The following is a 24,970-nucleotide window of genomic DNA, read 5'->3' on the forward strand; positions in this document are numbered from 1 at the left end:
GCATGTATCTCGCGGAGAGCCGCGGGACGGCGCCGCCCACCGCCCCCGGGCGGTGGGCGGCCGCCGTGCCGGGCACCGTACTGGCACTCGGCTCGGTCAGCCTGATCACCGATGTGTCGGCGGAGATGGTCACCGCCGTACTGCCGCTCTACCTGGTCTCGGGGCTGGGCCTCTCCCCGCTGGGCTTCGGGCTGCTGGACGGCGTCTACAACGGCTTCAGCGCGGTGGTGCGGCTGCTCGGCGGCCACCTCGCGGACCGCGGCGGCGGTCGGCACAAGGCCGTTGCGGCCGTCGGATACGGGCTGTCGGCCCTGTGCAAACCGCTGCTGCTGGTGGTCCACTCCCTGCCGCTGATCGGCGCGGTGCTCGCGGTGGACCGCACCGGAAAGGGCCTGCGGACCGCCCCCCGGGACGCCCTGATCTCCCTCTCCACCCCCGAGAGCCGGCGCGGCCGCGCCTTCGGGGTGCACCGGGCGATGGACACCGCCGGGGCGCTGCTCGGGCCGCTGCTGGCGTTCCTGGTGCTCAGGGTCGCAGCCGAGGGCTATGACGCGGTGTTCACGGTGAGCTCCTGCGTGGCCGCGGTGGGCGTCCTGGTGCTGCTGCTCTTCGTACCGGGAGGGCGGCAGGCAGCCGCCCAGGGACCGGACGGGCCGGGCGGCCCGCCCCCCGCGGCGGTGCGGCCCCGGGAGGCGCTGGCGCTGCTGCGGCTGCCGGCGCTGCGGCGGCTGACCGGCTGCGCGATGCTGCTGGGACTCACCACGGTCAGCGACTCCTTCGTGTACCTGGTGCTGCAGCGCAGATTCGAGATACCGGTGCAGTGGTTCCCGCTGCTGCCCCTGGGCACCGCGGCCTCGTTCCTGCTGCTGGCGGTCCCGTTGGGAGCGGTGGCCGACCGGGTGGGGAGGCGGCGGCTGTTCCTGCTGGGGCATCTGGCGCTGCTCGGCGCCTATGCGCTGCTGCTCGGCCCCTCGGGCGGCGGGCTGCTGCCGGTGGCCGTACTGGCCCTGCACGGCGCCTTCTACGCGGCCACCGACGGTGTACTGCCGGCCGCCGCGGCGGGCGCGGTGCCGGAGCGGCTGCGCGCCAGCGGTCTGGCTCTGGTGGGTACCGGGCAGGCGGTGGCCAGATTCGGCTGCTCGCTGGCCTTCGGCGCCGCCTGGACCGCCTGGGGCGACCGGACCGCGCTCGGCTGGGCCGCCGGCGGGCTGGCCCTGGCAGCGGTGCTGGCCGCGGTCATGGTGGGCGCGGAATGAAGCGCGGAGGAAGGATCGCCGTACTGCTCGCCGCAGTGCTGCTGCTGGGCGGCGTCTCCGCCGGCGCGGTGCTGCACGCGGCCGACCGGGCCGGGCAGCGCGAGCAGGTGCAGGCCGGCGGGCCGAGCGTGGCACCGGGGACGGTCACGCTGGCCCCCGGGGACGGCCCGCGGATGGTCTTCCGCTCCATGGCCTGGGGGCCGCACCGCGACGAGTTGGCGTCCGTACCGGCCGCACAACCGGACGCCACCCGCACCGTCGCCGGGGTCCGCTGCCTGCGCTTCTACGCGGCGGCCGGCACCGGGATCTGCCTCCAGGCGGTGCACGGCACACTGGACGACAGCTACCGGGCGGTGGTGCTGGACGCCCAGCTGCACGAGCGGCGCCACTTCCCACTGGGGGGCATCCCCACCCGCAGCCGGGTGTCGCCCTCCGGACGGATGGTGGCCTGGACGGTCTTCGTCAGCGGCGACTCCTACGCGGGCACCGACTTCTCCACCCGCACCTCCATCCTGGACACCCGCACCTGGACCCTCCAGGACAACCTTGAGCGCTACAGCGTGGTGAAGGACGGCCACCCCTACCACGCCTCCGACACCAACGTCTGGGGCGTCACCTTCGCCGACGACGGGCACTTCTGGGCCACCCTGGCCACCGGCGGGAAGACCTACCTGGTCCACGGCGACGTCGCGGCCCGCACCCTCACCACGGTGCGGCAGAACGTGGAGTGTCCCTCCCTCTCCCCGGACGGGACCCGGCTCGCCTTCAAGAAGCGGGTGCCCGGCCTGCCCGCCGACGCCCCCTGGCGGCTGTACGTCCTCGACCTGCGGACCATGCGGGAGACCCCGCTGGCCGAGCAGCGCAGCGTGGACGACCAGGCGGTCTGGTCCGACGACAGCACCCTGGTCTACGCGCTGCCCGGCGACTACGGCGCCGATCTGTGGACGGTGCCCGCGAACGGTGGCGGCACCCCGGAGAAACTGCTGGGCGGCGCCCTGGCCCCGGCGTATATCAGCTGATGGGAAGGGGTGCCCGGGGCTGACCCCGGCGATTACGCTGTGCTCGTCGGGGCAGCCGTCATTCAGGACACGCAGGGGAGACACGCACGTGGCAGAGCGCAAGCCGATCGAGTCATGGCTGACCGACATGGACGGGGTGCTGGTGCACGAGGGCATCCCGATCCCCGGGGCCGAGGAGTTCATCCGGCGGCTGCGCGAGTCGGGCAAGCCGTTCCTGGTGCTGACCAACAACTCCATCTACACCCCGCGTGACCTGGCCGCCCGGCTCGCCGGGATCGGCCTGGAGGTGCCCGAGGAGTCGATCTGGACCTCGGCGCTGGCCACCGCCAAGTTCCTGTCCGGGCAGCGGCCCGGCGGCACCGCCTATGTGATCGGCGAGGCGGGTCTGACCACCGCGCTCTACCAGATCGGCTATGTGCTGACCGACACCAACCCCGATTACGTCGTACTCGGCGAGACCCGGACCTACAGCTTCGAGGCGCTCACCAAGGCGATCCGGCTGATCAACGGCGGCGCCCGCTTCATCGCCACCAACCCCGACGAGACCGGCCCCTCCGCCGAGGGCGCACTGCCCGCCACCGGCTCGGTGGCGGCGCTGATCACCAAGGCCACCGGGGTGGAGCCGTACTTCGTCGGCAAGCCCAACCCGCTGATGATGCGTGAGGCGCTGAACACCCTCAAGGCGCACTCCGAGTCCACCGCCATGATCGGCGACCGGATGGACACCGACGTGGTCGCCGGCATGGAGGCCGGTCTGGAGACCGTGCTGGTGCTCAGCGGGCTGACCCAGCCCGGCGAGGTGGAGCGCTTCCCCTACCGGCCCAGCCGCGTGGTGAAGTCGGTCGCCGACCTGATCGACGAGATCTGAGCGACGCACGGCACGAAGGAGCCCCTGACCTGGAGATCCTCTCCGGTCAGGGGCTCCGGTGTCAGGACGTCATCCGCCGCGTCGGCGGCCCGCCGCCGCCCGTGCGGCAGGACCGGTGCCCTGGTCGGGACGGAGGAGGCCGACGTCAGGGCCGGACCGGAGTGCACCGACTTCCTGGACACCTTCCGGCGCACGTGCCAGCGTGATCCCGCGCGGCCTCCGGCAGGAGCGCCGACGGGTCTTGGGGGGTTTGATGACGAAGCTCGCGCTGCGGCGACGTGCTCTGATCTGTTCCGCCGTCACGGTTGTGGCCCTGAGCGGCTGCAGCGGACAGCAGCGGTCCGCCGCTTCGCACCGGCCCACTGCTTCGGTGCAGCGGACGGCTGCGCCTGCGGCAACCGGCAGCAGTGCGCCGTGGCGCGATCCCGAGCAGAACCTGACGGGCGTGACGGGCATGAAGGTGCTGGCCAGCACCGGGCGGCGTACCGGGGACCTGACGATGGCGCTGCCCGGCAGGATCGCCCCGGGCACGGCCTGGGTGGCCATGGAGTGCCAGGGCGCCGGCACGCTGACGGTGGACGCAGGGTCGCTCGGCATCTACACCGAGCCGTGCTTCGACCACGCTGACGGCAGTGCCAACGCCTATGAGTCCGGGGCCCCGAGAACGGCGGCCTCGCTCAGGGTGACCGCTGATCCCGGTCTCACCTGGGCCGTCTCGGTCGGCTGGGATCCCTCTCGGAGCCACCCGCGATAGAGCCCCACCCGGCTTCTGCCGTCCCCGGGCCGTACAGGGTGAACCGGTGTCGCCCGACGACGACCACCGCCGACCGTTCCCGCCCGGCTCGGGGGTCGGTCGGCGGTTGCGTCGCAGGCCGGAGAACCGGCGGGGTACGTGAAGGGATCCGAGGCGGCGCTGCGCAGGCGGCCCGGGCCCGAGCGGCCGCCCCGGGCCTGCGTCAGGGGGCGGCGCGGTGGCCGTGGGGGGTGCCGGTGGCCTCGGCCAGCTCGGTGACCAGCAGCTCCACCAGCTCCGCCGCGGGCATGGTGCGGGCCAGCCGGTGGCCGGTGCCCGCCCACAGCGCCATGCCGTCCGGGTCGCCCTGTTCGGCGGCCGCCCGGCGCAGTGGCGCCGTCAGATGGTTCACCAGCGGGAAGCAGGAGGTGGGCGCGGCCGCGCGGTGCTCCGCGACGAACCGGTTGACCAGGGCGCGGGCTGCGCGTCCCGAGAAGGCCGTGGTGACCGTGGTGGAGGAGCCGAAGGCGCCGTGCTCCGTCCAGCGCGGATCGGTGAGGGCCCGCTTGTGCAGCGGGTGCGCGCCGCTCTCCGGGGTGGCGACGAAAGCGGTGCCCAGCTGCCCGGCCGCCGCCCCGGCGGCGAGCACGGCCGCCAGTCCGGCGCCGTCCATCACCCCGCCGGCCGCCAGCAGCGGCATCCGGGCGCCGTCCTCCTCCACCGCCTTGCGGACCGCGGGCAGCAGTTCCAGCAGGCCGGGCCCGGTGTCGGCGATGCCCAGCGGTTCGAAGGAGCCCCGGTGGCCGCCCGCCTCGGGGCCCTGCACCACCAGGATGTCGGCACCGGCGCGCAGCGCGGTCACCGCCTCCTCGGGGGAGGTGACGGTGACGGCGATCTCGGTGCCACCGGACTGGAGCCTGGCGATGGTGTCCGGGTCGGGGCAGCCGAAGGTGAAGGAGACCAGGGGCACCGCCGTCTCGGCGAGCACATCCAGCTTCTCCTCGTAGGCGTCGTCGTCCCAGTCGGGTACGGGCGGCAGCGCGGTGCCGTACCGCTCGCCCTCGCCTGCCAGTTCCTCCCGGTAGCGGGCGGCGGTCTGCGCCGCGTGCGGGGCAGGAAGGGTGGGTGCGAAGACATTGACGCCGAACGGCGCGTCGGTGAGCGTCCGGGTCAGCGCGATCTCCTCGCGGAGCGCCTGCGGGGATGTGTAGCCGCCCGCGAGGAAGCCCAGGCCGCCGGCGCCCGAGACCGCCGCGGTGAGCGCCGGTGTGGAGGCGCCACCCGCCATGGGGGCCTGCACCACCGGGTGCGGCAGCCGCGAGAGGAGCGTGCGGGGGAGCGGGGCGGGGTGGTGCTCGGTGCCGTTCACGACGGCGGCCTCCTCCGGGTTGCGGGAGCGTCTGGATCGACCGTACCCGTCCGAGGGCTCGGCACCCCCCTTCCGGCCACCCGCTCGACCTGCGGCGGGTCGGGCTGTCGGCGGTGGCGTATACGGTGCTTGCTGAAGGGGGAGGGCCGCGCAGAGGTCGGCCGTCCGGAGGATCCGTGCTGTGGGAGGTCGTTGACGTGTCGGACGTGTCGGGCGCTGAGTCGGTGGCGGGGCCGGTGGAGGGGTCGGCCGAGGGGGAGCTGCTGGAGGAGTTCGCGCTGCCGGAGTCCTGGCGGTCGGTGCTCGCCGACGAGACCGCGCAGCCCTACTTCCGGCAGCTGGCGGCCTTTGTGGCCGAGCAGCGGGCCGAGCACCAGGTCTTCCCGCCGCGCGGTGAGGTCTTCTCGGCGCTCCAGGCCACTCCGTACGAGCGGGTGCGTGTCCTGGTGCTCGGTCAGGACCCCTACCACGACGACGGCCAGGCGCACGGCATGTGCTTCTCGGTCCGCCCGGGGACCAAGGTCCCCCCGTCGCTCCGCAACATCTTCAAGGAGCTCAAGGCCGACCTCGGGGTGGAGACCCCGGACAACGGCTATCTGATGCACTGGGCCGAGCAGGGCATGCTGCTGCTCAACGCGGTGCTGACGGTCCGTGCCCACGAGGCCAACTCGCACAAGGGCAAGGGCTGGGAGAAGTTCACCGATGCGGTGATCCGTGCGGTCAGCGACCGTGCGGAGCCCTGCGTCTTTGTGCTCTGGGGCAACTACGCCAAGAAGAAGCTGCCGCTGATCGACACCACCCGGCATGTGGTGGTGCAGGGGGCGCACCCGTCGCCGCTGTCGGCCAAGCTGTTCCTCGGCAGCCGTCCCTTCTCCCAGATCGACAAGGCGCTGGCGGACCTGGGTCACCAGCCCCTGGACTGGCGGATTCCGGACCTTCACCAGGGCTGACGGGCCGTCTGCGAAACCCCCTTTCCCGGTGGGCCGCTGTGCCAAGCTGGAGGCCGTGCGGGCCTGTCGGGGAGGGGGCGGGGTGCGTCGCGGATGGAGCGGGGCGGTCGCCGCGGTGCTGCTGTTCACAGCGGCCGCCGCGGGCTGCACCCAGTCCGGGTCGGGCCGGGTGGGGGCTGCGGCGCCGTCCGTTCCGGCGGTCCCTGTGCAACCCTCCGGCCAGCTCTTCTATGTCTCCGGGACCGGTTCGGCGGCTCAGCAGACCGCCGAGCTGCGCCGGGAGGGCCGGACGCAGGAGGCCGCCGAGCTGGCCAGGATCGCCGACCAGCCGGGCGCCCTGTGGCTGGGCGGCCCGGACGCCAGGGCCCAGGCGGAGCAGCTGACCCTGGAGGCCTCCCGGGTCGGCCGCACCGCGCTGCTGGTCGCCTATGACATCCCCCATCGGGACTGCGGCCAGTACTCGGCCGGTGGCGCCGCGGATGCGGCCGCCTACCGCTCCTGGATCGCCGAGGTGGCCGCCGGGATCTCCGACCGGGCTGCCTGGGTGGTGCTGGAGCCCGACGCCGTGGCGCACACCCTGGACGGCTGTCTGCGCGGCGCCGACGCCGACGAACGCTATGCCCTGCTGGCCGACGCGGTGGAGGAGTTGGGCCGCCGCCCCCGGGTCCGGGTCTATCTGGACGCAGGGAACGCCGGGTGGGTGAAGCAGCCCGAGCAGCTGGCGGCCGCGCTGCGCAGGGCGGGCGTCGGCCGTGCCGCCGGCTTCGCCGTCAATGTAGCCAACTTCTACTCCACCCAGGAGAGTGCCGCCTACGGACAGCGGATCTCGGCCGCGCTGGGCGGCGCCCACTTCGTCATCGACACCAGTCGCAACGGCAACGGCCCGCTCGGCGGCGACGAGTGGTGCAACCCGCCGGGCCGGGCACTGGGCGAGGCGCCGACCACCCGCACCGGCCGCGAGCGGGTGGACGCCTATCTGTGGATCAAGAACCCCGGGGAGTCCGACGGGCAGTGCCGGCCCGGTGCACCCGCACCGGGCCGCTTCTGGACGGACTACGCCTTGGAGTTGGTGCGCAACACCGGGCGCTGAACTCAGCCCACCTGCACCCAGCGGGCCACCGAGGGGGTGCCGGAGCGGTCGGTGACAAAGAGCATGTACCAGCCCGGCGGCAGCAGCGCGGCACTGGCCGGTACCGACAGCCGTACCGCGCCCTGCTCCCGGGTGACCCCCAGCGCCACCGAGCGCTGCTCCACATCGGTGACATGGGTGACCGAACTGGGCCGCATCAGCCGGGCGGTGGCGATCCCGGCCGAGTCCGGGGTGGCGAAGACCGCGGTGGCGCCGCGGTGCACGGTCGCCGGCCCGCCGGTGAGCTCCGGCCGGGGACCATGGAAGAGATAGGCGGGGGTGAAGATCTCGATCCGCTGCTCGAAGGAGCCCGGCTCGGTGTCGGCCCGGTCCGCGAACAGCGGGTTGGAGCCCAGGGTGACGACCCGTCCGTCGGGCAGCAGCAGCGCCTCGGAGTGGTAGTCGCGGCCGATCGACGGCGCGGCGGCCGTGCTGAAGGTGTTGCTCTCCGGGTGGTACATCTGCGCCTTGAGGATGTCGCTGCTGTGCTTGCCCCGGTAGTCGGCGGAGCCGCCGGTGGTGAACACGGTGTCGTCCGGCAGGATCACGCTGTTGAGGTAGCGGGTGCCGCCTGCGGGCAGGTCGGGGCCGGGGGTGAAGTGCGGGTCCGGCGCGGAGAGGTCCACGATGTCGGTGCGCGCGGTGGACTTCGCCGACTCACCGACCCCGCCGCCGCCCAGCACCATCACCTTCTGGTTCTGGGCGGGCGGCAGCAGCACCGAGGACGAGGTCTCCAGACGGTCCGGTGCACGCAACCCCGGGACCACGGTGAAGCTGTCGTCGCTCAGGTCCCAGATGCCGGGGGTGCGGCCCTTGGTCGCCGGGCCGTAGCCGGAGTTGGAACCGGAGTAGAAGAGCTGCCCCTTGGCGGTCAGGAAGAGCGCCGGATAGGTGGGGAAGTAGTGGTCGGGCGCCTTGGACCAGGTCCGGGTGGCCGGATCGAAGATCTCGTTGTCGTTGCCGGTGAGGACCTGCCCGGTGTCGTCCAGACCGGAGACGGTGACCACCCGGCCGTCCGGCAGCCCCGTGAGGGTGGGGTACCAGCGGGCGTACGCCATGTCGGGCACCCGCTCGTAGCGCTCGGTGTCCGGGTTGAACTCATAGGCGGCGCGGATGCCCTGGAAGTCCTGCTTGTCGAGGGTCATCTTCTCGGCCATGCCGTAGAGGTTGCGGGCGTCGTCCCCGATGAGGCCCTGGATGGTGTACTGCGCCGCGGTGCTGGTGGTGTAGCCGGCGCCCTCGGCGACCGCCTCCACAAAGACATGCTGCTCGCCCGCGGTGACCGTGACCCGCTGGTGGCGCCCCCCGGTCCGGTCGGTGGTCCAGCTGACGGTCTTGGTGGCGGCGGGCACCGACACCCGGGCGGTGGAGCGGTACCGCCTGCCGTCCGGTGCGACGAAGACGGTGCCCTTGGGGAAGCTGTGCGCCCGGTCTGGGTTCTCATTGCGGACCCGCATGGTGCCGGCGGCCTTCTTCACGGCGCCGTCCAGCGCCTCGTAGCGCAGCGTGCCGCCGGCCACCAGCACCCGGCCGTCCGGTAACGCGGCGTGTCCGCTGCAGAACATGTCGACCGGGGTGGGGATCAGTTTGTAGCTGTTGCGTACCGGGTCCCACAGCAGGGTCCTGAAGGTGCCCGCGTCGAAGTTCTGCTGGTTGTTCCCGGAGCCGGCGACGATCAGCAGCTTGCCGGTGTGCAGCAGCGTGGCATGGATGGCGTTGACCCGGAACGCCTCGGGTATGTGGATGGTCTGCCAGAAGCCGTAGGCCGCTTTGTAGGCCGGCCGGGAGATCACATAGCGGTGGTACTGGTCGCCGGCGAAGCCGAGCACAGCAGGTGCGTTCATCCCGGCCACGGCCAGGAACACGGTGCTGCCCATCGCGAGCCGCCTGGTCCTGCCGGTCGTCTGGAACATCATGTCCGGTCACCCCCCTGGTGATGTGCCGCATGTGCGGCCCGGGCCCGCTCGGCGCCCTGGATCAGCAGGGGCAGCAGGCTGAAGAAGAGCGCGATGCAGGCCCAGGTGCGCATCGCCGCATGGGTGTTGCCGGTGAAGAAGGAGGCGGCGAGGGAGCCGCCGAAGACCGCCGCCCAGAACAGGTGGATACGGAAGGTCCGCAGCCGGTCGGGGCTGGTCGAGCCGCCCTTGGGCGTCACCACGAAGGCGCTGCCGCGGCGGAGCAGCGCCTGGAGCAGCGCAGCGGCGTAGATGGGTCCGCACAGCGCGGACATCAGCATCCCCGCCACCCCGGAGGACCCCTCGGGCTCGTGCGGGGAGACGTTGTGGCGCCGGTTCCAGGTGTAGAGCAGTACCTGGAGCGCGGCGGCGTCGCTGTAGAGCATCATCCAGGTCTGCGCGGGGACATGGACGCCGGAGGCTCCGAAGCCCAGGTAGAGCACGCTGGAGACGCCGCCCAGCAGCCAGGTGAGCGCCGCCATCGGGTAGAAGCAGACCATCAGGGTGTAGTTGAGCAGCCGGCCCGGGGACAGCCCCCAGGCAGCCCGCCAGAACTGCCGCAGCAGCGTCTCGTAGGTGCCCCGGCTCCAGCGCAGCTGCTGGCTGAAGAAGTCGGTCCACGAGGAGGAGGGTCCCTCGCCGACGGCGAGCACATCCGGGGTGTAGACGGACTTCCAGCGGCTGCCGGTCTGCGGATTGCGCGTGCGGTGGAACTCCAGGCCGGTGGCCATGTCCTCGGTGATGGAGTCGCACAGGCCGCCGATCTGCTGGAGCGCGCTGACTCGGACGGCGTTGTTGGTGCCGACGAACATCGGGGAGCCGTAGCGGTTGCCCGCCCGCTGGATCAGCGCGTGGAAGAGGAACTGCTGGCTCTCGGAGGCCTTGGTGACCGCCGAGTCGTAGTTGCCGTAGACCTGCGGCCCCACCACGAAGGCGACGTCGGGGTCGCGGAAGTAGCCCAGCATCCGCTCGCAGAAGCCGGGCAGGGGGACATGGTCGGTGTCCACGGAGACGAAGAAGTCGTAGTCGGAGCCGTGCGCCTGCAGCCAGCTGTTGTAGTTGCCGTGCTTGGTGCGGGCGCGGTAGCGGCCGCTCGGCCGGTTCCACTCGGCCACGCCGCGGCGGGAGAAGTGCCGCACTCCGAGGTCGGCGCAGAGCGCCCGCAGCCCGGGGTCGTTGCCCTCGTCCAGCAGCCAGACGTCGTACGGCCCGTCGTGGTGCACCCGCAGCGCGGCGCGGAGCGTCGCCCTGACCATCGCGGGCGGCTCCTTGCCGGGCACGCAGGTGGTGAGGAAGGCCACCCGGGTGCCGGACTGCGGCGTCACCGGGACGGGGTCACGGGCGACCAGGGTGGCATGGGAGTTGGAGACCACATTGATGAGGCGGAAGACCTCGATGGCCGACACGATGGAGATCATCACCTTGTCGCCGACCAGCAGCCAGATGTGCTGCTCCCCGGGGCGGTGCGGCCAGTGCCAGGGGAGCAGCAGCCACACCAGCAGTGCGGCCTCCAGCAGGGGTGCGCCGGTCAGCAGCAGGGCGGCGCGGATGCGGTGGCGTTCCAGGCGCAGCAGGCTGCGGTACTCGACCCGGTAGGGGCGGCGGAGGCCCGGTTCGGTGAGCGGGCCGGCGAGGCGGCTGTAGCGGGAGTAGTCGTAGCCGGGCGGTGGGCCGGCGGGTGGGTGCGGGTCGGGGCTCGGGACTGGGCCCGGGATCGACTGCGGGTCCGGGATCGACTGCAGGTCCGGGGCCGCGCCGGCGATCGGGTCCGGGGCGGATGCCGGGGCGGTGTGCGCGGTCGGCGGCTCGGTTGCGGCCGAGGTCCCGGGTGCGGTTGCGGTTGCGGTCGCGGTTGCGGTCGCGGTTGCGGGCCCGGCCAGGCGGACGGCCCCCGGCGCGGGGGTGCCTGGCGGTGCGCCGTCGGACGGTGTGGCGCGCGGTACGGGTGGCGGTCCGGCGGAGACCTGCGTCATCTCGGCAACCCCCCTGGCGGGCGTATGACGCTCGCCGTCGCTCTGCCCCAGGGGGAATGACGGGATGCCGAAGCCGCGGGTGCGGAAGCACCCGTGCGGGGTCATGGGTCTGCCCCCACAGACCCATGACCCCGGAGCCGGCTGTGCGGCTCGGGGACTCCCCCCGCCCGGCGCAGGGCGCCAGGTCGGACGACGTCGTTCCCCCCAGGGTCATTCGCTGCGACGCCGTCCCGACTTGCACGCCAACTGTCGCGGGCCGCACGCTTGATCGCAACAGATTCGTGGAGTGGCTGCCTTTCTATAGTGAAGATTTAACATTGACGGGCCATCTTCAATTGATTGTGTGATAACGGAATCGAACTGTGCTCGGGTGTACGCCCCATGACATTCGGTCAGTTTTGAACCGGAATGGCCAGATGTGCCCCGGTCGCCGCCCGGACCTGTTCCTCACTGACGCCCGGGGCGAGCTCGACCAGCCGCAGTCCGTCCGGAGTGACATCGATGACGGCCAGGTCGGTCACGATCCGGTCGACCATGCCACGCCCGGTGGCCGGCAGGTCCAGCTCCTCGACGATCTTGGGCGAGCCGTCCCTCGCGGTGTGCTCCATCACCACGATCAGCCGGCGTGCGCCGTGCACCAGGTCCATGGCGCCGCCCATGCCCTTCACGGCCTTGCCGGGGATCATCCAGTTCGCCAGGTCACCACGGGCGGAGACCTGCATCGCCCCCAGCACCGAGACATCGATCCGGCCCGCCCGGATCATGCCGAAGGACACCGCCGAGTCGAAGTACGCCGCGCCGGGGGCGGTGGTCACCGTCTCCTTGCCCGCATTGACCAGATCGGGATGCTCGTCACCCTGCTCCGGATAGGGGCCGACACCCAGAATGCCGTTCTCCGAGTGCAGGACCACCCGGACACCCGGCGGCAGATGGTTCGGGATCAGGGTGGGCAGGCCGATGCCCAGGTTGACGTACTCCCCGTCCCGCAGTTCCCGGGCGGCCCGGGCTGCCAGCAGTTCACGGTCGAGGGCCATGGTCAGATCTCCTGGGGAGCGAGGGGGCGCACGGTACGGCGCTCGATGCGTTTGTCGGACGGATCGGCGGCGACCACCCGGTCCACATAGACCCCGGGCAGATGGACGGCGTCCGGCGGCAGTTCGCCGGGCTCCACGATGCGCTCCGCCTCCACCAGGGTGACCCGGCCGGCGGAGGCGCACAGCGGATTGAAGTTGCGGGCCGCGGCATGGAAGGCGCAGTTGCCGTGGCGGTCCGCCACCGACGCCCGCACCAGTGCGAAGTCTGCGGTGATCGCCTCCTCCAGCAGATACCGCCGGCCGTCGAACTCCCGCACCTCCTTGGGCGGGGAGGCCACCGCGACGCTGCCGTCGGAGCGGTAGCGCCACGGCAGACCGCCGTCGGCGACCTGGGTGCCCACCCCGGCCGGGGTGAAGAATGCCGGAATGCCGGCGCCGCCGGCCCGAAGTCGCTCGGCCAGGGTGCCCTGGGGGGTGAGCTCCACCTCCAGTTCCCCGGAGAGGTACTGGCGGGCGAACTCCTTGTTCTCGCCCACATAGGACGAGGTCATCCGGACGATGCGGCCGGCAGCCAGCAGGATGCCGAGACCCCAGTCGTCCACACCGCAGTTGTTGGAGACCACCCGCAGCCCGCCGGTGCCCGCCGCGGCCAGCGCGCCGATCAGCGTCGACGGGATACCGCAGAGCCCGAAGCCGCCGACGGCCAGCAGCGCCCCGTCGGGGATGTCCGCCACCGCTTCCGCGGCGGAGTGCAGGACCTTGTCCATCGCATTCCTCTCCGATTGTGTGGCCCGATCGCCCGGCTCCTGTCGCCCGGCGTTGCCATCCGGCTCTCCGGCCCGGCCGACCGGCCGTCTCGGGTGCACGGCCTGGTCACGCGCCCTGGTTGCACGGCCTGGTCGTACGGCCTGGTCACGCGTCCTGGTCACGCGCCCTGGTTGCACGGACCGGCCACGGGCCCGCTTCCGGGGCCCGCCTCAATGGGCCGGGCGGCCACATCGACCACCCTCCCGGCGGCGCTCGTCCGCCTTCCATGTGGGACGGCCACACAACTCCCGGCCGGGAAACGGCATCCGGCCACATGTGCGCCGCGGCGGGCTCCTCCTACGGTTCCGGCAGCCCCCATGCCACCGCAGCCGCCAGGAGTCGGTCACCATGCGCCAGTCCAGCCCCCGCAGTACCCGCAGACCCGCCCGCACCCTGGTGCTGCTGGCCGCGAGCGTCGTGCTCGCGGCGGGCTGCGCCAAGGCCGGAACCGCCGGCACCGCCGGGGACGGCGCCGGCAGCGGCGATGCCGCCAAGGCACCGGTCAAGGTCGGTCTGGTCTACTCCCGGACGGGTCCGCTCGCCGCCTACGGCAAGCAGTACCTGGAGGGCTTCAAGGCCGGTCTGGACTACGCCACCAAGGGCACCGGAGCGGTCGCCGGCCACCCGGTGCAGATCACCGAGCAGGACGACGCCGGCGACCCGGCCAAGGCCGTGTCCGAGGCCAAGGACCTGATCGGCAAGGGCTACAAGGTCCTCGCGGGATCCACCGCCTCCGGCGTGGCCCTGCAACTCGCCCCGATCGCCGCCCAGAACAAGGTGCTGTTCATCAGCGGGCCGGCCGCAGCCGACCAGGTCACCGGCATCAACAAGTACACCTTCCGCTCCGGGCGCCAGAGCTACCAGGACATCCTCACCGCGGCCTCCTTCATCGGCGACGCCAAGGGCCGCAAGGTCACGGTGCTGGCCCAGGACAGCGCCTTCGGCCAGGCCAACGTCGCGGCGGTCAAGGCCGTGCTGGGCGGCGAGGGAGCGGCGGTGGGCTCCGTACTGGCACCGCCCAGCGCCACCGACCTCACCCCCTTCGCCAAGCAGGCCAAGGCGGCCAAGCCGGACCTGCTCTTTGTCGCCTGGGCCGGGGAGACCGCCCCGGCGCTGTGGCAGTCCCTCAACCAGCAAGGCGTCTTCTCCGCCACCAAGGTGGTCACCGGGCTCGACCTGGCCGCCTCCTATCCGCTGTTCGGTGCGGCCGGGGAGAAGATCTCCTTCCTCGACCACTACTTCGCCGGGGCCGCGGGCACCGCCGTGGAGAAGGCCATGACCGCGTCGCTGGAGAAGGCCGGGGCCACTCCCGACCTCTTCAGTCCCGACGGGTTCACCGCGGCCCAGATGACCGTCCATGCGCTGGAGGCCACGAGCGGTCAGACCGGGGACACCGACGCCCTGGTGAAGGCCCTGGAGGGCTGGTCCTTCGAAGGGGTCAAGGGGCGGCTCACCATCCGCGCCGAGGACCACGCGCTGCTCCAGCCCATGTTCCAGGTGAAGCTCACCGGCAGCGGCGCCGACGCCAAGCCGTCGGTGGAGAAGGTCCTCGGTCCTGACCAGGTGGCCCCGCCGGTCGCCAAGACCGCGGGCTGAACCATGACCCACCCGGCAACCCCCGTGCTGCGGCTGCGCGGGCTCGGCTGGACGGTGGGCGGGGCCACCATCGTCGAGGACGTCTCCCTGGACGTCGCCCAGGGCGAGTTCGTTGCCTTCATCGGGCCCAACGGCGCAGGCAAGACCTCTCTGTTCAATCTGATCTCCGGCCTCACCGGGGCCACCACCGGGACGATCGCCCTGGACGGCGCCGAGATCACCGCTGAGCCCGTCCACGCCAGGGCCCGCCGCGGCCTGGGCCGGACCTTCCAGACCTCCTCCCTGTGGCCGGGGATGACCGCCGCCGACCATGTCCGCCTCGCCGCCCAGGCTGCGGGGCGGACCTCCTACCGGATCTGGCGGCGGGCCGACCGCTACCCCCGGCAGGTCGCCGAGACCCTGGAGCGCACCGGGCTCGCCCATCGCGCCGACACCCCGGCCGGTGACCTCTCCCACGGCGAGAAGCGCAAGCTGGAGCTGGCCGTGCTGCTGGTCGGCGAGCCCCGGCTGATCCTGCTCGACGAACCCATGGCGGGCGTCTCCGCGGAGGAGGTGCCCGCCCTCACCGAACTCATCCGCTCCGTCCATCGCGACCAGGGGCGGACGGTGCTCATGGTCGAGCACCACATGGACGTCCTGCTCGGTCTGGCCGACCGGCTGGCCGTGATGCACCACGGCACCCTGCTCGCCCTGGACACCCCGGCGGCCGTGATGGCCGACACCACCGTGCAGCAGGCCTACCTCGGGGAGGCGCTGTGACAACCGCCGGAACATCCGCCACCGCTGGCGGCCCCGGGACCGCAGCCCCCCTGCTGTCCGTACGCGACCTGCGTGTGGTCATCGGCGGCCGCCACATCCTGCACGGCGTCGACCTGGACGTCGCCCCGGCCGGCGTCACCGCCCTGCTCGGCCGCAACGGCGCCGGCAAGACCACCACCGTCAAGGCCGTCCTCGGCCTGGTGCCGCGCACCGGCAGCGTCCTGTTCGACGGCGAGGAGACGGTACGGCTGCCCACCCACGCCGCGGTGCGCCGCGGCATCGGCTACGCACCCGAGGACCGAGGTGTCTTCGCCGCGCTCACCGTCGCCGAGAACCTCCGCCTCGCCGAACGCGACCCCGACCCCGACTACGCCCTGGTGCACAGCCTCTTCCCCGAGCTCAGACAGCGTGCCAGGCAGGCCGCCGGCACCCTCTCTGGAGGCCAGCAGCAGATGGTCGCCATCGGCCGTACCCTGCTCAACCGCAACCGGCTGATCATCGCCGACGAACCCACCAAGGGCCTCGCACCCAAGGTCGTCACCGAGGTCGCCCAGGTGCTGGAACGCGCCGCGCAAGCCGTGCCGGTCCTGCTGGTGGAGCAGAACCTGGCCGTGGTGCGCCGGCTGGCGGGCGACTGCACCGTGCTCGCCGACGGCCGCACCGCCCACGCAGGCCCCACCGCCGAACTCCTCCAGGACCCCGAAGCAGCCCGCCGGCTCCTGGGCGTCGGCCGTCACCCCGCAGCCACGGCCACCGCCCAGGCAGCAGCCCCGCAGGAGGCCAGCCCCTGATGGACACCGTCGTCCTGCTCACCCTCACCGGTCTCGGCCTGGGTGCGCTCTACTTCCTCACCGCCTCCGGACTGTCGCTGATCTTCGGTCTGATGGATGTGCTCAACTTCGCCCACGGCGCGCTGCTCTCGGTCGGCGCCTATGCCACCTGGTGGGCCGCCGACGGCAACCTCCCCGGCGCCGGACCCGGTGGCGCGGGCTTCCTCCTCTCCGTCGTCTTCGGTACGGCGGTGGGCACCGCCGCGGCCGTCCTGCTGGAACTCGCCCTGATCCGCCCCCTCTACTCGCGCCCGCGGGAACAGGTCCTCGCCACCGTCGGCGTGGGCCTCGCGGTGCCCGCGCTGCTGATGGCCGTCTGGGGCGCGGACGCCCGCCCGTTCCCCCAGCCGGACGCGCTGGCCGGCACCTTCCATCTGCTCGGCGCCGCCGTGCCCGTCAACCGTCTGATCCTGATCGCCGCCGCGGCCGCCGTCCTCGCCGCCCTCAAGCTCTTCCTCGGCCGCACCCGTCACGGCCTCGTCGTACGCGCCGGGGTCGAGGACCGGGCGATGGTCACCGCCCTGGGCATCGACGTACGCAAGGCCTTCACCCTCGTCTTCGCCATCGGCGGCGCAGCCGCCGCCCTCGCCGGTGCCCTGGGCGGCCTCTACTTCGGCTCCGTGAGCCCGGGCCAGGGCACCTCGCTGCTGATCTTCGCGTTCGTGGTCGTCGTGATGGGCGGCATGGGCTCCGTCACCGGGGCCGCCGCGGCCTCCGTGGCCGTCGGCCTGGTCCAGCAGTTCGCCAACTACTACACCGCCGCCGGGCTCGGCGACCTCTCCGTCGTCGTCCTGCTCGCCGTACTGCTCCTGGTGCGCCCGCGCGGCCTGACCGGGAGGCTCGCATGACCACCGGGACCATCATGCAGACCCCCACTGACAAAGCCCCACCCGCCTTGCCGCGCAAGGCCTCCGGCCTGCGCAGCGCCGCCCGCTGGTGGCCCGCGGCGGTCCTGCTGCTGCTCCTCGCCGCGCCCTACAGCACGCTGCCCCTGCCGGGGCTGCTGGACGGTCCGCTCGGCAGCGCGGGAAGCCTGCAACTGCTGGCGCTGTGCCTGGTCTTCGGCGCCCTCGCCACCGGCTACGACCTGCTGCTGGGCCGCACCGGGCTGCTCTCCTTCGGCCATGCCCTCTGGTTCGCCGCAGGGCTCTACGCCACCGACGTCGCCATGCTGGAGCTGAAGCTGCCGCTGCTGCCCGCCGCGCTGCTGGGTGTGGCCTTCGCCGTGCTGCTGGCGACACTGCTCGGCGCGGTGTCGCTGCGGGTCACCGGCATCGGCTTCTCCATGGTGACCCTCGCCTTCGCCCAGGCCGGGTCGATCCTGGTGCAGCGCAACCCCGGTGGGCTCACCGGCGGCGAGGAGGGCCGCTCGGCCCCCGCCGACCGGCTGCCCGGAGCGCTGGTCGGCATCGAGAACACCGCCAACCTCTACTGGATCGCCCTCGGGTACCTGGTGCTGACCCTGGCCGTCGTCCACTGGGCCGTCAACTCGCCCACCGGACGGGTCTGGGAGGGCATCCGGGAGAACGAACGCCGGGTGGAGGTGCTGGGCCTGCGCCCCCACGGCTTCAAGCTGGTCGCCTTCGTCCTCGCCGCGGCCCTCGCCGCTGTCGGTGGCGTGGTCTACCTTCTTCTCTCGGGAGGAGCCACCCCCCAGGCGGCCACCTCCGACTTCACCCTGTCACTGCTCGTCATGGTGGTCCTCGGCGGTTCCGGCACCCGCTGGGGCCCGCTGCTGGGCGGTGTCCTCTACACCTGGGCCGACCACCGGCTGGGCGACCTCTCCGGTTCGGCCGCCGTGCAGGGCCTGCCCGCGGTGCTGCGTGTCCCGCTGTCCCAGCCGCTCTTCCTCCTCGGCGCCCTCTTCGTCGCCGTGGTGTACCTGCTGCCGGGCGGTGCCGTGCGGCTGCCCGCCCGGATCCGCGAGGCCCGTTCGACCCGCTCCACCCGACGCACCGGAGGCGCTGCCGTATGACCCGTCGTCACCCGCAGGAGTTCACCGTCCCCGTGGCCGGCGGCGACCTGGCGGTGCTGCACTGGCCCGCCGACGACCCCACGGCGCCCACCGTGCTGGCCCTGCACGGCATCACCGCCAACGGACTCGCCTGGGGCGAGGTCGCCGAGCAGCTGGCCGGGCGGGTCACCCTGGTCGCGCCCGACCTGCGCGGCCGGGCCGCCAGCCGGTCGGTCGCCGCGCCCTACGGCCTTGCCCGGCACGCCGACGACGCGGCAGCCGTACTGGACCATCTGGGGCTGGCGGACGCCGTGGTCGCCGGCCACTCCATGGGTGCCTGGGTGGCCGCCCTCACGGCCGTCCGCCACCCCGGGAGGGTCCGCCGGGTGGTGCTGGTCGACGGCGCGGTGAGCTTCCCGCTTCCGGAGGGCGTCACCGAGGACGACGCCCTGGCCGCGGTCCTGGGGCCGGCGCTGTCGCGCCTCGGCCAGGAGTTCCCCAGCCGGGAGGCCTACCGCGACTTCTGGCGGGCCCATCCGGCGTTCGGCGAGGACCTGTGGACCGCCCGGCTGGACGCCCACCTCCAGCGCGACCTGGTCGGCCATGAGCCCGAGCTCCGCTCGTCCTGCGTGGCGGAGGCCGTACACATCGACGGCGGCCAGGTGCTCCTCGACGCGGAGGCGGCGGGGGCGATCAGAAAGCTGCCCTGCCCGGCCGCCCTGCTCTGGGCCGAACGCGGTCTGCTGGACCAGCCCCAGGGCATGTACGACGCGGACCGCCTCACCGCCGCCGCCCTGGACCCGGCCACCGTCACCACCGTCGCGGCCCCCGGCACCAACCACTACACCGTCCTGCTGGGCGAGCGCGGCGCCCGCACCGTCGCCGACCTGATCCTGGCGGAACCGCCGGGGGCAACCCGTATCTGACCCGGGGGAGCCGCGCCATGGGCCGCCCGGCCCGGAGGCCCACCGTTCGACCGGCCGGCCCCTCCCCGGGCACGTGGCCGTCCCTCGCGTGCCGTGCGGCGACCCTTGAGGACCGGAGTGCCGGGAGCCCGTCCTCCCACAGAGCAGCGCGCCCGCACCCACCGCGTCCGCATCCCGGGGGGAGATCTGATGGCCCATCAGTCATCGCCCCGGGATGCGGTGACGGCCATCCTCGGCGTCGCCGGCCGGCGACTCAGCCGGCGGTGCGCCGCAGCAGCAGGGTGACGAACCCCAGCGCGCCCCGGTACCCGCGCAGCCACTCCGCGCGGTGCTCCTCCACCACCTTCAGCGCCTCCTGCGCCTCGGGATGGTCCGGGTGGTCCAGGGCCCACTGGGCGAGCGACCCCGTCCATGACCACTCGTAGTCGTCCCACTCGTCCAGGGTGCTGGTGTGGGCATGGACCGGTGTCCAGCCGTCGGCGGTCACCAGATCCACGGTGCCCGCGAGATCGGCCCACTCGCTGGGCCCGGACAGCAGCTCCCGTACGGCGGCGTGGGGCTCCCGCTCCCAGAACGCGTCACCGACCAGCACCCGCCCGCCGGGCGCCAGGTGCTCCTGGGCGGCGGTGAGGGTCTGCCGAAGTCCGCCGTAGGCATGGGTGGCGCCGACGCTGAGCACAATGTCGAAGCTACGCGCGGAGGTGAACTCCGCTGCAGGCATGTGGTGCAGGGCCAGCCGGTCGGCCACGCCCCGTCGGACCGCCTCGTCCCGCACCCGGTCCAGCGTCTCGCTGTCGATGTCCACCCCCTCGGCCAGCATCCGCGGGTGCCGCTCCAGCGCACGCAGCAGCCACTCCGCCTCGCCGCACCCCAGATCCAGTGCCCGCTCGTCGCCGCGCACCACGGCCCGGTCGAGCAGCCGGCGTACGGACGTGTCGCTCAGCGGCGCCGCGACGGGGTGGTGGGCATGGGCGCGGGCGCTCAGTCTTCGACGGTCCATGCGCGCACCATGGCACCCCGCCGGACCCGCTGCACCCGGTTTTCCGGAACCGGGCCGTTGGGCGCCCGCACCGCAGCCGGCGCGGCCGGGGCGCTCCCGGTTCCGGCCCTCACCGCGGGCGCCCCGGTGATGCGTCGCCGCACCGGCCGGGCACAGACCCGGTGCGCCACCACCCGCCGCGAGCAGAGGCGCAGGTGCGGTGCACCCGGCCCCGGGGACCCGCTCGGCCGCCCGCTCCGGCCGGTGCGTCGTCGGTCACCCACCGGCAGGGCCGCCGGCGCACCGGCGCCTCCGACGGCTACGGCATGGAAGGCGTCGCCGAGGTCGATGCGGAGCCGGACGGGCCGCCGGTGCCGGAACCGGACTGTCCCGAGGTGGCGTCCGCGCTGGGACTCGGGGTGCCGAGGAAGGACTCCCAGCCGCCGGTGGGCTTGTCGCCGGGGTTGAGGGTGCGGAGCTTGCGGAGCACCGCGGGGTCCTGGACCTCCAGCCACTCCACCAGCTGCCGGAAGGAGACCAGCCGGACCTCGGGGTGGCCGGCGATCTCCGTCAACGCCTCCTCGACGGCGTCCATGTAGATGCCGCCGTTCCACTGCTCGAAGTGGTTGCCGATGAAGAACGGTGCCCGGTTGGTGTCATAGGCCCGCCGGAAGCCGGCCAGGTAGGAGTCCCGGGCCTGGGTGCGCCAGGCGGCCCAGCGGGCCGGGTCTCCCTTGGGGGAGCCTCCCGACTGGTTGGCCATGATGTTGTAGTCCATGGACAGCACCTGGAAGGAGTGCCCGGGGAAGGGTATGGACTGCAGCGGGAAGTTCCAGATCCGGTTGCCCTGGACCTTGCCGGGCCAGACCTGCAGTTCGCCGGGTGAGCTGGCGTCGTACTTCCAGCCCAGCTTCGCCGCGGTGGGCAGCAGATTGCGCTGGCCCTCCAGACAGGGGGTGCGCCCTCCGATCAGTTCCTTGTCGTAGTCGAACGGCAGCGGTTCAAGATCGGTGAAGCCGGTGTTGGTCCGCCACTCCTTGACGAACTGCTTGGCCTGCCGGATCTCGCTGTCCCAGTCGGCCGGCGACCAGCGCCCCACACCGTCGGGCCCGCAGAAGTGGCCGTTGAAGTGGGTGCCGATCTCATGGCCCTCCAGCCAGGCGAGGCGTACCTGCTGCAGGGTCGAGTGGATGTGCGCGTCGGTGAGATAGCCGATGGCGGAGGCACCCACCGGGTGGCGCGGCGGGTGGTAGAGGTTCTTCTTGGACTCCGGCAGGGTGTAGATGCCGCTGAGGAAGAACGTCATCGACGCCTTGTGCTTCTGGGCCAGATCCCGGAACCGGGAGAAGAGCTTGTTGTCCAGTTCCCCCGCCCCGTCCCAGGAGAAGACCACGAACTGCGGAGGCCGCTGACCGGGCTGCAGCCGCTCGGGCTTGGGCTGGCCCTGCTGCGGCCCGGTGTCAGCGGTGGAGCCGTCACCGATGGACCGCACGGGCTGCTTGTCGCCGAGCCCGGTACCCGTGGCACCGCCGCCACCGCCCTTGCTGCTGCTGGTGCCGCCGCTGGGCCTGTGCCCCGGGTCGCTGCTCCCCTCGCCGCCACTGCCCGAGCAGGCAGCGGCCGCCCCCAGGGCAGCCGCTGAGGCTGCAGCTGCCAGGACGGTCCTGCGCGAGATGGTGCCCATGATCTCCCCTGATCTGTTGTGCCCCACCAGCCCGGGCAATTGTGCATGGATCCGCCCATCCGCCGTCGCGGAGGGGTCGCGGCGGCCCCCGTCACCGAGCCCGTCCGGCACCGTCATCCCCATGGGGTGCTGCACAGGCCGCAATCTCGACAATCAGGAAGTGCCACGACAAAGATCCGTCGATCGCACTGACGGCCGATACCTCCTGACGGCTCCCCTACAACGCACCTTGTTGCCATTTCGAGACATTTCCGCAACGCCTCAGAGGGCACCGGCGCAGCCGACGCCGCGTCAGAGTCGGCAACGGCCCCCGCGAGAGGCGGGCCGTGTCTGCAAGGGGGAGCGATGCAGCACACCACGCACACCGGTGGACGTCGTCCACTGCTCAGAACCGGGCCGGCGGCAGCCCTGCTGCTGACCGCCGGCCTGCTGGCCTCCGGCTGCTCGGGCGGCGGCGGATCCCAGACCTCCGACGGCGCGCAGCACCGCCCGTATCCGAAGGCCCCCGCCGCGGGGGCGCCGCAGAACGGCGCCGCCCAGAACGGGGCCGCCCAGAACGGGGCCGCCCAGAACGGGGCCGCCCAGAACGGTGCCGCCCAGAACGGTGCCGCCAAGAACGGTGCACCGGCCGGTGTGACCCCCGGCACCCGCACCGGTGAGCCGACGCCCGCCACGCCGGACGCGGCGATGCGGTCCACCTTCGCCCTCGACGTGGACACCGCCTCCTACGGCTACGCCCGCCGCACCCTGGCCGACGGGCGTCTGCCCGCTCCGGAGGACGTCCGCCCCGAGGAGTTCGTCAACAGCTTCCGCCAGGACTACCCGGAGCCCGACGGGGACGGCTTCTCGGTCACCGTCGACGGAGCGCGCACCGCCCGCGCAGGCGACGGCTGGTCACTGCTGAGGGTCGGACTGGCGACCCGCTCGGAGGATCCGGAGACCCGCGCTCCGGCCGATCTCACCTTTGTCGTCGACACCTCCGGCTCCATGGCCGAGACCGGCCGCCTCGATCTGGTCCGCAGGGCGTTGAACCTGCTGATCGACCGGCTGCGCCCGCAGGACTCGATGGCGATCGTCTCCTTCAGCACGGACGCCCGACTGCGGGTGCCGGCCGTCCATCCGGTGGACGCGGCGGCCCGGCGGCGGCTGCACCAGGCGGTCGACGGGCTGAGCCCGGAGGAGTCCACCAACCTCGAGGCCGGGCTGACCCTCGGCTACCAGCAGGCCGCGGAGCAGCGCCGGGAGGGGGCCGTGAACCGGGTGGTGGTGCTCTCGGACGGGCTTGCCAACACCGGGTCCACCGATTCCGACACGATCCTGGAGCGGGTCTCCAAAGCCCGGCGGGAGCAGGGCATCACGCTGTTCGGCGTGGGCGTGGGCAGCCAGTACGGCGACCAGCTGATGGAGCAGCTCGCCGACCGCGGTGACGGGCACACCTCGTATGTCGCCGACGACGAGGACGCCCGGAAGGTCTTTGTGGACCAGCTTCCCGCCAACCTCGATCTACGGGCCCGCGACGCCAAGGCGCAGGTCGCCTTCGACCCGGCTGCCGTCGACTCCTTCCGGTTGATCGGGTTCGACGACCGGCGGGTTCCGGACCAGGCGTTCCGCGACGACCGGGTGGACGGCGGCGAGGTGGGCCCCGGCCACTCGGTGACGGCGCTGTACGCGGTGCGGCTGAAGCCCGGCGCCGACGGCCCGCTGGCCACCGCGACCGTCCGCTGGCTGGACCCCCGCACCAGGCAGCCGCACGAGGCCACGGGCCGGATCGGGGCCGGCGATCTTGCCGCGGGGCTCTGGACGGACGCCCCCCGGCGGCTGCAGGTGGACGCGGTCGCCGCGTACTTCGCCGATGTCCTGCGGCACCGTCAGTCGCAGGACGAGTACGGGACCGGATCGGACGACACGGCGACCTCGTCCGTGCCGGCGCTGCCGGGTGAGCCGTCGCTGCAGGAGCTGGCAGCCCACGCGGACCGGCTGGCAACGGCCACGGAGGACCTGGATGTGCGGCGCCTGGCCGACACGGTCGGCCAGGCGGCGGGGCTGCTCATCTACTGATCCGGTCACCGGCCGCAGGGCGGCGGGCCCGTCCGGGAACCGGGAGACCGGGGGAAGGCGTCCGAGGGGGTGGGTGTTCAGGCGGCAGTGGCGAATCGGCGCTGCCGCCGGATCACCCGGGCGATGGAGGCGCTGATGGTGGTGGCGGCGGCACAGGAGACCGCGAAGGACAGCCAGGTGGTGTTGAACCAGTGGCTGTTGAGCCAGCCCAGAGAGACGATGTACGCCGCCCACACCAGCGCCGCCACCGCCGACCAGCGCACAAAGCGGCGCGGGTTCTCGCTGCCGCCCATGGCGAGGTCGAGGATGGTCCGCCCGGCGGGCACAAAACGGGCCACGATCACGGTGCGTGCCGCCCGGGTCTCCAGCGCCTGCTGGACCCTGGTGGTGGCGCCCGCCCACTGCGGGCGGCGGTCCAGCCGGGCCTGCAGCCAGGGGCCGCCCTGCCGGGCGATCCGCAGCAGGATGAGGTCGCCCAGGAACGAGGCCAGGGCGACACCGAGTGCCAGAAGTACGGGTGCGCCGTCGAGGTCGGCGGTCTTGAGGACCGCCACGATCACCATCGTGCCGCTCGGAATGAAAGGCAGGAAGGCATCGCCGAGCACTGCCGCGAAGGCAAGGATGAAGATCCACGACGAGCTGAGTAGCGCCGCGGTGTTCATGGGCTGGTGTCCCTACTTCCCGAAAGTCCGCTGACCGGTTGACCCGACCTCCCGGGTGGGACGACGGGGTGACCAGGGCCGCCGCGGCCCGGGCACAGGGACTTTGTGCCGGGATCAAGCGGTCCTGCGGGTTCCGGGAGCCGGTGCGGGGAGTGCGGGGACACTCTCCGGGGCATCACTCCTGCTCTGCGGAGCCATTCACAACACAACACAACCTAGCGCCTCGAAGTTCCATGCCCTGAAGGACCCCTGTGTGACGCGGTTAACATCTGAGTTCCACAGAGCGCGACGCCGGTTGAATTCTACATACGGTGAATTTCGCGTGCCAAGCAGAATTCACTCCGTCACCGACTCGTTACCGCCTCACCGCGGGTGGCCACTGACCGGAACGCCCCGGATCGGGCAGGATGAACCCCCGCAGGCGTCGGC

The 24,970-nt window shown here is 72.6% G+C and carries 21 protein-coding genes; 13 read left to right on the plus strand and 8 right to left on the minus strand.

The genetic code is table 11. The features are described from left to right. Positions 1-2: 2 nt before the first annotated feature. The 4 genes from AB0761_RS23980 to AB0761_RS23995 all read left to right on the plus strand — a co-directional run bounded on the left by AB0761_RS23980 (position 3) and on the right by AB0761_RS23995 (position 3,897). A complete protein-coding gene (locus tag AB0761_RS23980; RefSeq protein ID WP_377271201.1) occupies positions 3-1,256 on the plus strand; it encodes an MFS transporter in 1,254 nt (417 codons plus the stop codon). Next, on the plus strand, positions 1,253-2,275 hold the full coding sequence (locus AB0761_RS23985) for a TolB family protein (RefSeq protein ID WP_377271202.1): 1,023 nt from the start codon (positions 1,253-1,255) through the stop codon (positions 2,273-2,275). Before AB0761_RS23980 ends, AB0761_RS23985 begins: the two co-directional genes overlap by 4 nt. Before the next feature lie 88 nt (positions 2,276-2,363). After that, positions 2,364-3,143 (plus strand): HAD-IIA family hydrolase, encoded by a 780-nt coding sequence (locus AB0761_RS23990; RefSeq protein ID WP_377271203.1) that lies wholly within the window; start codon positions 2,364-2,366, stop codon positions 3,141-3,143. Positions 3,144-3,588: 445 nt separating this feature from the next. Continuing rightward, a complete protein-coding gene (locus AB0761_RS23995) occupies positions 3,589-3,897 on the plus strand; it encodes a hypothetical protein (protein ID WP_377271204.1) in 309 nt (102 codons plus the stop codon). A gap of 202 nt (positions 3,898-4,099) precedes the next feature. Here the strand turns inward: AB0761_RS23995 and AB0761_RS24000 are convergent, their stop codons facing one another. After that, positions 4,100-5,245 carry a nitronate monooxygenase gene (locus AB0761_RS24000; protein ID WP_377271205.1) on the minus strand — a complete coding sequence of 382 codons (1,146 nt, stop codon included), beginning with the start codon at positions 5,243-5,245 and terminating at the stop codon, positions 4,100-4,102. A gap of 260 nt (positions 5,246-5,505) precedes the next feature. Between AB0761_RS24000 and ung the strand changes: the two genes are divergently transcribed. Beyond that, entirely contained in the window at positions 5,506-6,195 is a 690-nt protein-coding gene (gene ung / locus AB0761_RS24005; RefSeq protein WP_377274294.1) for a uracil-DNA glycosylase, read from the plus strand. 82 nt (positions 6,196-6,277) lie between these two features. Beyond that, complete coding sequence (locus tag AB0761_RS24010) at positions 6,278-7,285, plus strand: glycoside hydrolase family 6 protein (protein WP_377271207.1); 1,008 nt, start codon at positions 6,278-6,280, stop codon at positions 7,283-7,285. Positions 7,286-7,287: 2 nt separating this feature from the next. Here AB0761_RS24010 and AB0761_RS24015 read toward each other — a convergent pair whose 3' ends face one another. The 4 genes from AB0761_RS24015 to AB0761_RS24030 form a co-directional block, all read right to left on the minus strand. Then, complete coding sequence (locus AB0761_RS24015) at positions 7,288-9,240, minus strand: galactose oxidase-like domain-containing protein (RefSeq protein ID WP_377271208.1); 1,953 nt, start codon at positions 9,238-9,240, stop codon at positions 7,288-7,290. Further along, on the minus strand, positions 9,237-11,357 hold the full coding sequence (locus tag AB0761_RS24020) for a glycosyltransferase family 2 protein (RefSeq protein WP_377271209.1): 2,121 nt from the start codon (positions 11,355-11,357) through the stop codon (positions 9,237-9,239). Before AB0761_RS24020 ends, AB0761_RS24015 begins: the two co-directional genes overlap by 4 nt. 287 nt (positions 11,358-11,644) lie before the next feature. Next, positions 11,645-12,286: a 3-oxoacid CoA-transferase subunit B gene (locus AB0761_RS24025; protein WP_377271210.1), complete on the minus strand. Its 642-nt coding sequence runs from the start codon at positions 12,284-12,286 to the stop codon at positions 11,645-11,647. 2 nt (positions 12,287-12,288) lie between these two features. Next, on the minus strand, positions 12,289-13,053 hold the full coding sequence (locus tag AB0761_RS24030) for a CoA transferase subunit A (protein WP_377271211.1): 765 nt from the start codon (positions 13,051-13,053) through the stop codon (positions 12,289-12,291). 388 nt (positions 13,054-13,441) lie between these two features. Here AB0761_RS24030 and AB0761_RS24035 point away from each other — a divergent pair, with 388 nt between their 5' ends. From AB0761_RS24035 to AB0761_RS24060, 6 genes are read left to right on the plus strand one after another with little or no spacing between them, the layout of a single operon-like run. Beyond that, complete coding sequence (locus AB0761_RS24035; RefSeq protein ID WP_377271212.1) at positions 13,442-14,689, plus strand: substrate-binding domain-containing protein; 1,248 nt, start codon at positions 13,442-13,444, stop codon at positions 14,687-14,689. A gap of 3 nt (positions 14,690-14,692) precedes the next feature. Next, positions 14,693-15,448 (plus strand): ABC transporter ATP-binding protein, encoded by a 756-nt coding sequence (locus AB0761_RS24040; RefSeq protein WP_377271213.1) that lies wholly within the window; start codon positions 14,693-14,695, stop codon positions 15,446-15,448. Further along, positions 15,445-16,239, plus strand: coding sequence for an ABC transporter ATP-binding protein (locus AB0761_RS24045; protein ID WP_377271214.1), 795 nt, complete (start codon positions 15,445-15,447; stop codon positions 16,237-16,239). Before AB0761_RS24040 ends, AB0761_RS24045 begins: the two co-directional genes overlap by 4 nt. Then, entirely contained in the window at positions 16,239-17,126 is an 888-nt protein-coding gene (locus AB0761_RS24050) for a branched-chain amino acid ABC transporter permease (protein WP_377271215.1), read from the plus strand. The genes AB0761_RS24045 and AB0761_RS24050 overlap by 1 nt, the downstream gene beginning before the upstream one ends. A gap of 14 nt (positions 17,127-17,140) precedes the next feature. Next, positions 17,141-18,253: a branched-chain amino acid ABC transporter permease gene (locus AB0761_RS24055; protein WP_377274296.1), complete on the plus strand. Its 1,113-nt coding sequence runs from the start codon at positions 17,141-17,143 to the stop codon at positions 18,251-18,253. Next, the gene (locus AB0761_RS24060; RefSeq protein ID WP_377271216.1) at positions 18,250-19,158 is read left to right on the plus strand and encodes an alpha/beta hydrolase; all 909 of its coding nucleotides are present in this window, start codon (positions 18,250-18,252) and stop codon (positions 19,156-19,158) included. Before AB0761_RS24055 ends, AB0761_RS24060 begins: the two co-directional genes overlap by 4 nt. Before the next feature lie 253 nt (positions 19,159-19,411). On the opposite strand, the gene AB0761_RS24065 is transcribed toward AB0761_RS24060, so the two are convergent. Both AB0761_RS24065 and AB0761_RS24070 read right to left on the minus strand, forming a co-directional pair. After that, positions 19,412-20,158 (minus strand): SAM-dependent methyltransferase, encoded by a 747-nt coding sequence (locus tag AB0761_RS24065; protein ID WP_377271217.1) that lies wholly within the window; start codon positions 20,156-20,158, stop codon positions 19,412-19,414. Positions 20,159-20,456: 298 nt separating this feature from the next. Next, positions 20,457-21,821 (minus strand): hypothetical protein, encoded by a 1,365-nt coding sequence (locus AB0761_RS24070; RefSeq protein WP_377271219.1) that lies wholly within the window; start codon positions 21,819-21,821, stop codon positions 20,457-20,459. A gap of 345 nt (positions 21,822-22,166) precedes the next feature. On the opposite strand from AB0761_RS24070, the gene AB0761_RS24075 reads away from it, so the two are divergent. Then, complete coding sequence (locus AB0761_RS24075) at positions 22,167-23,879, plus strand: von Willebrand factor type A domain-containing protein (RefSeq protein WP_377271220.1); 1,713 nt, start codon at positions 22,167-22,169, stop codon at positions 23,877-23,879. A 77-nt stretch (positions 23,880-23,956) separates the two neighbouring features. On the opposite strand, the gene AB0761_RS24080 is transcribed toward AB0761_RS24075, so the two are convergent. Next, on the minus strand, positions 23,957-24,541 hold the full coding sequence (locus AB0761_RS24080; protein WP_377271221.1) for a DedA family protein: 585 nt from the start codon (positions 24,539-24,541) through the stop codon (positions 23,957-23,959). Between the last annotated feature and the right edge of the window lie 429 nt (positions 24,542-24,970).

Origin of the sequence: Peterkaempfera podocarpi, assembly GCF_042466665.1 — a bacterium.
GTDB lineage: Bacteria > Actinomycetota > Actinomycetes > Streptomycetales > Streptomycetaceae > Peterkaempfera > Peterkaempfera podocarpi.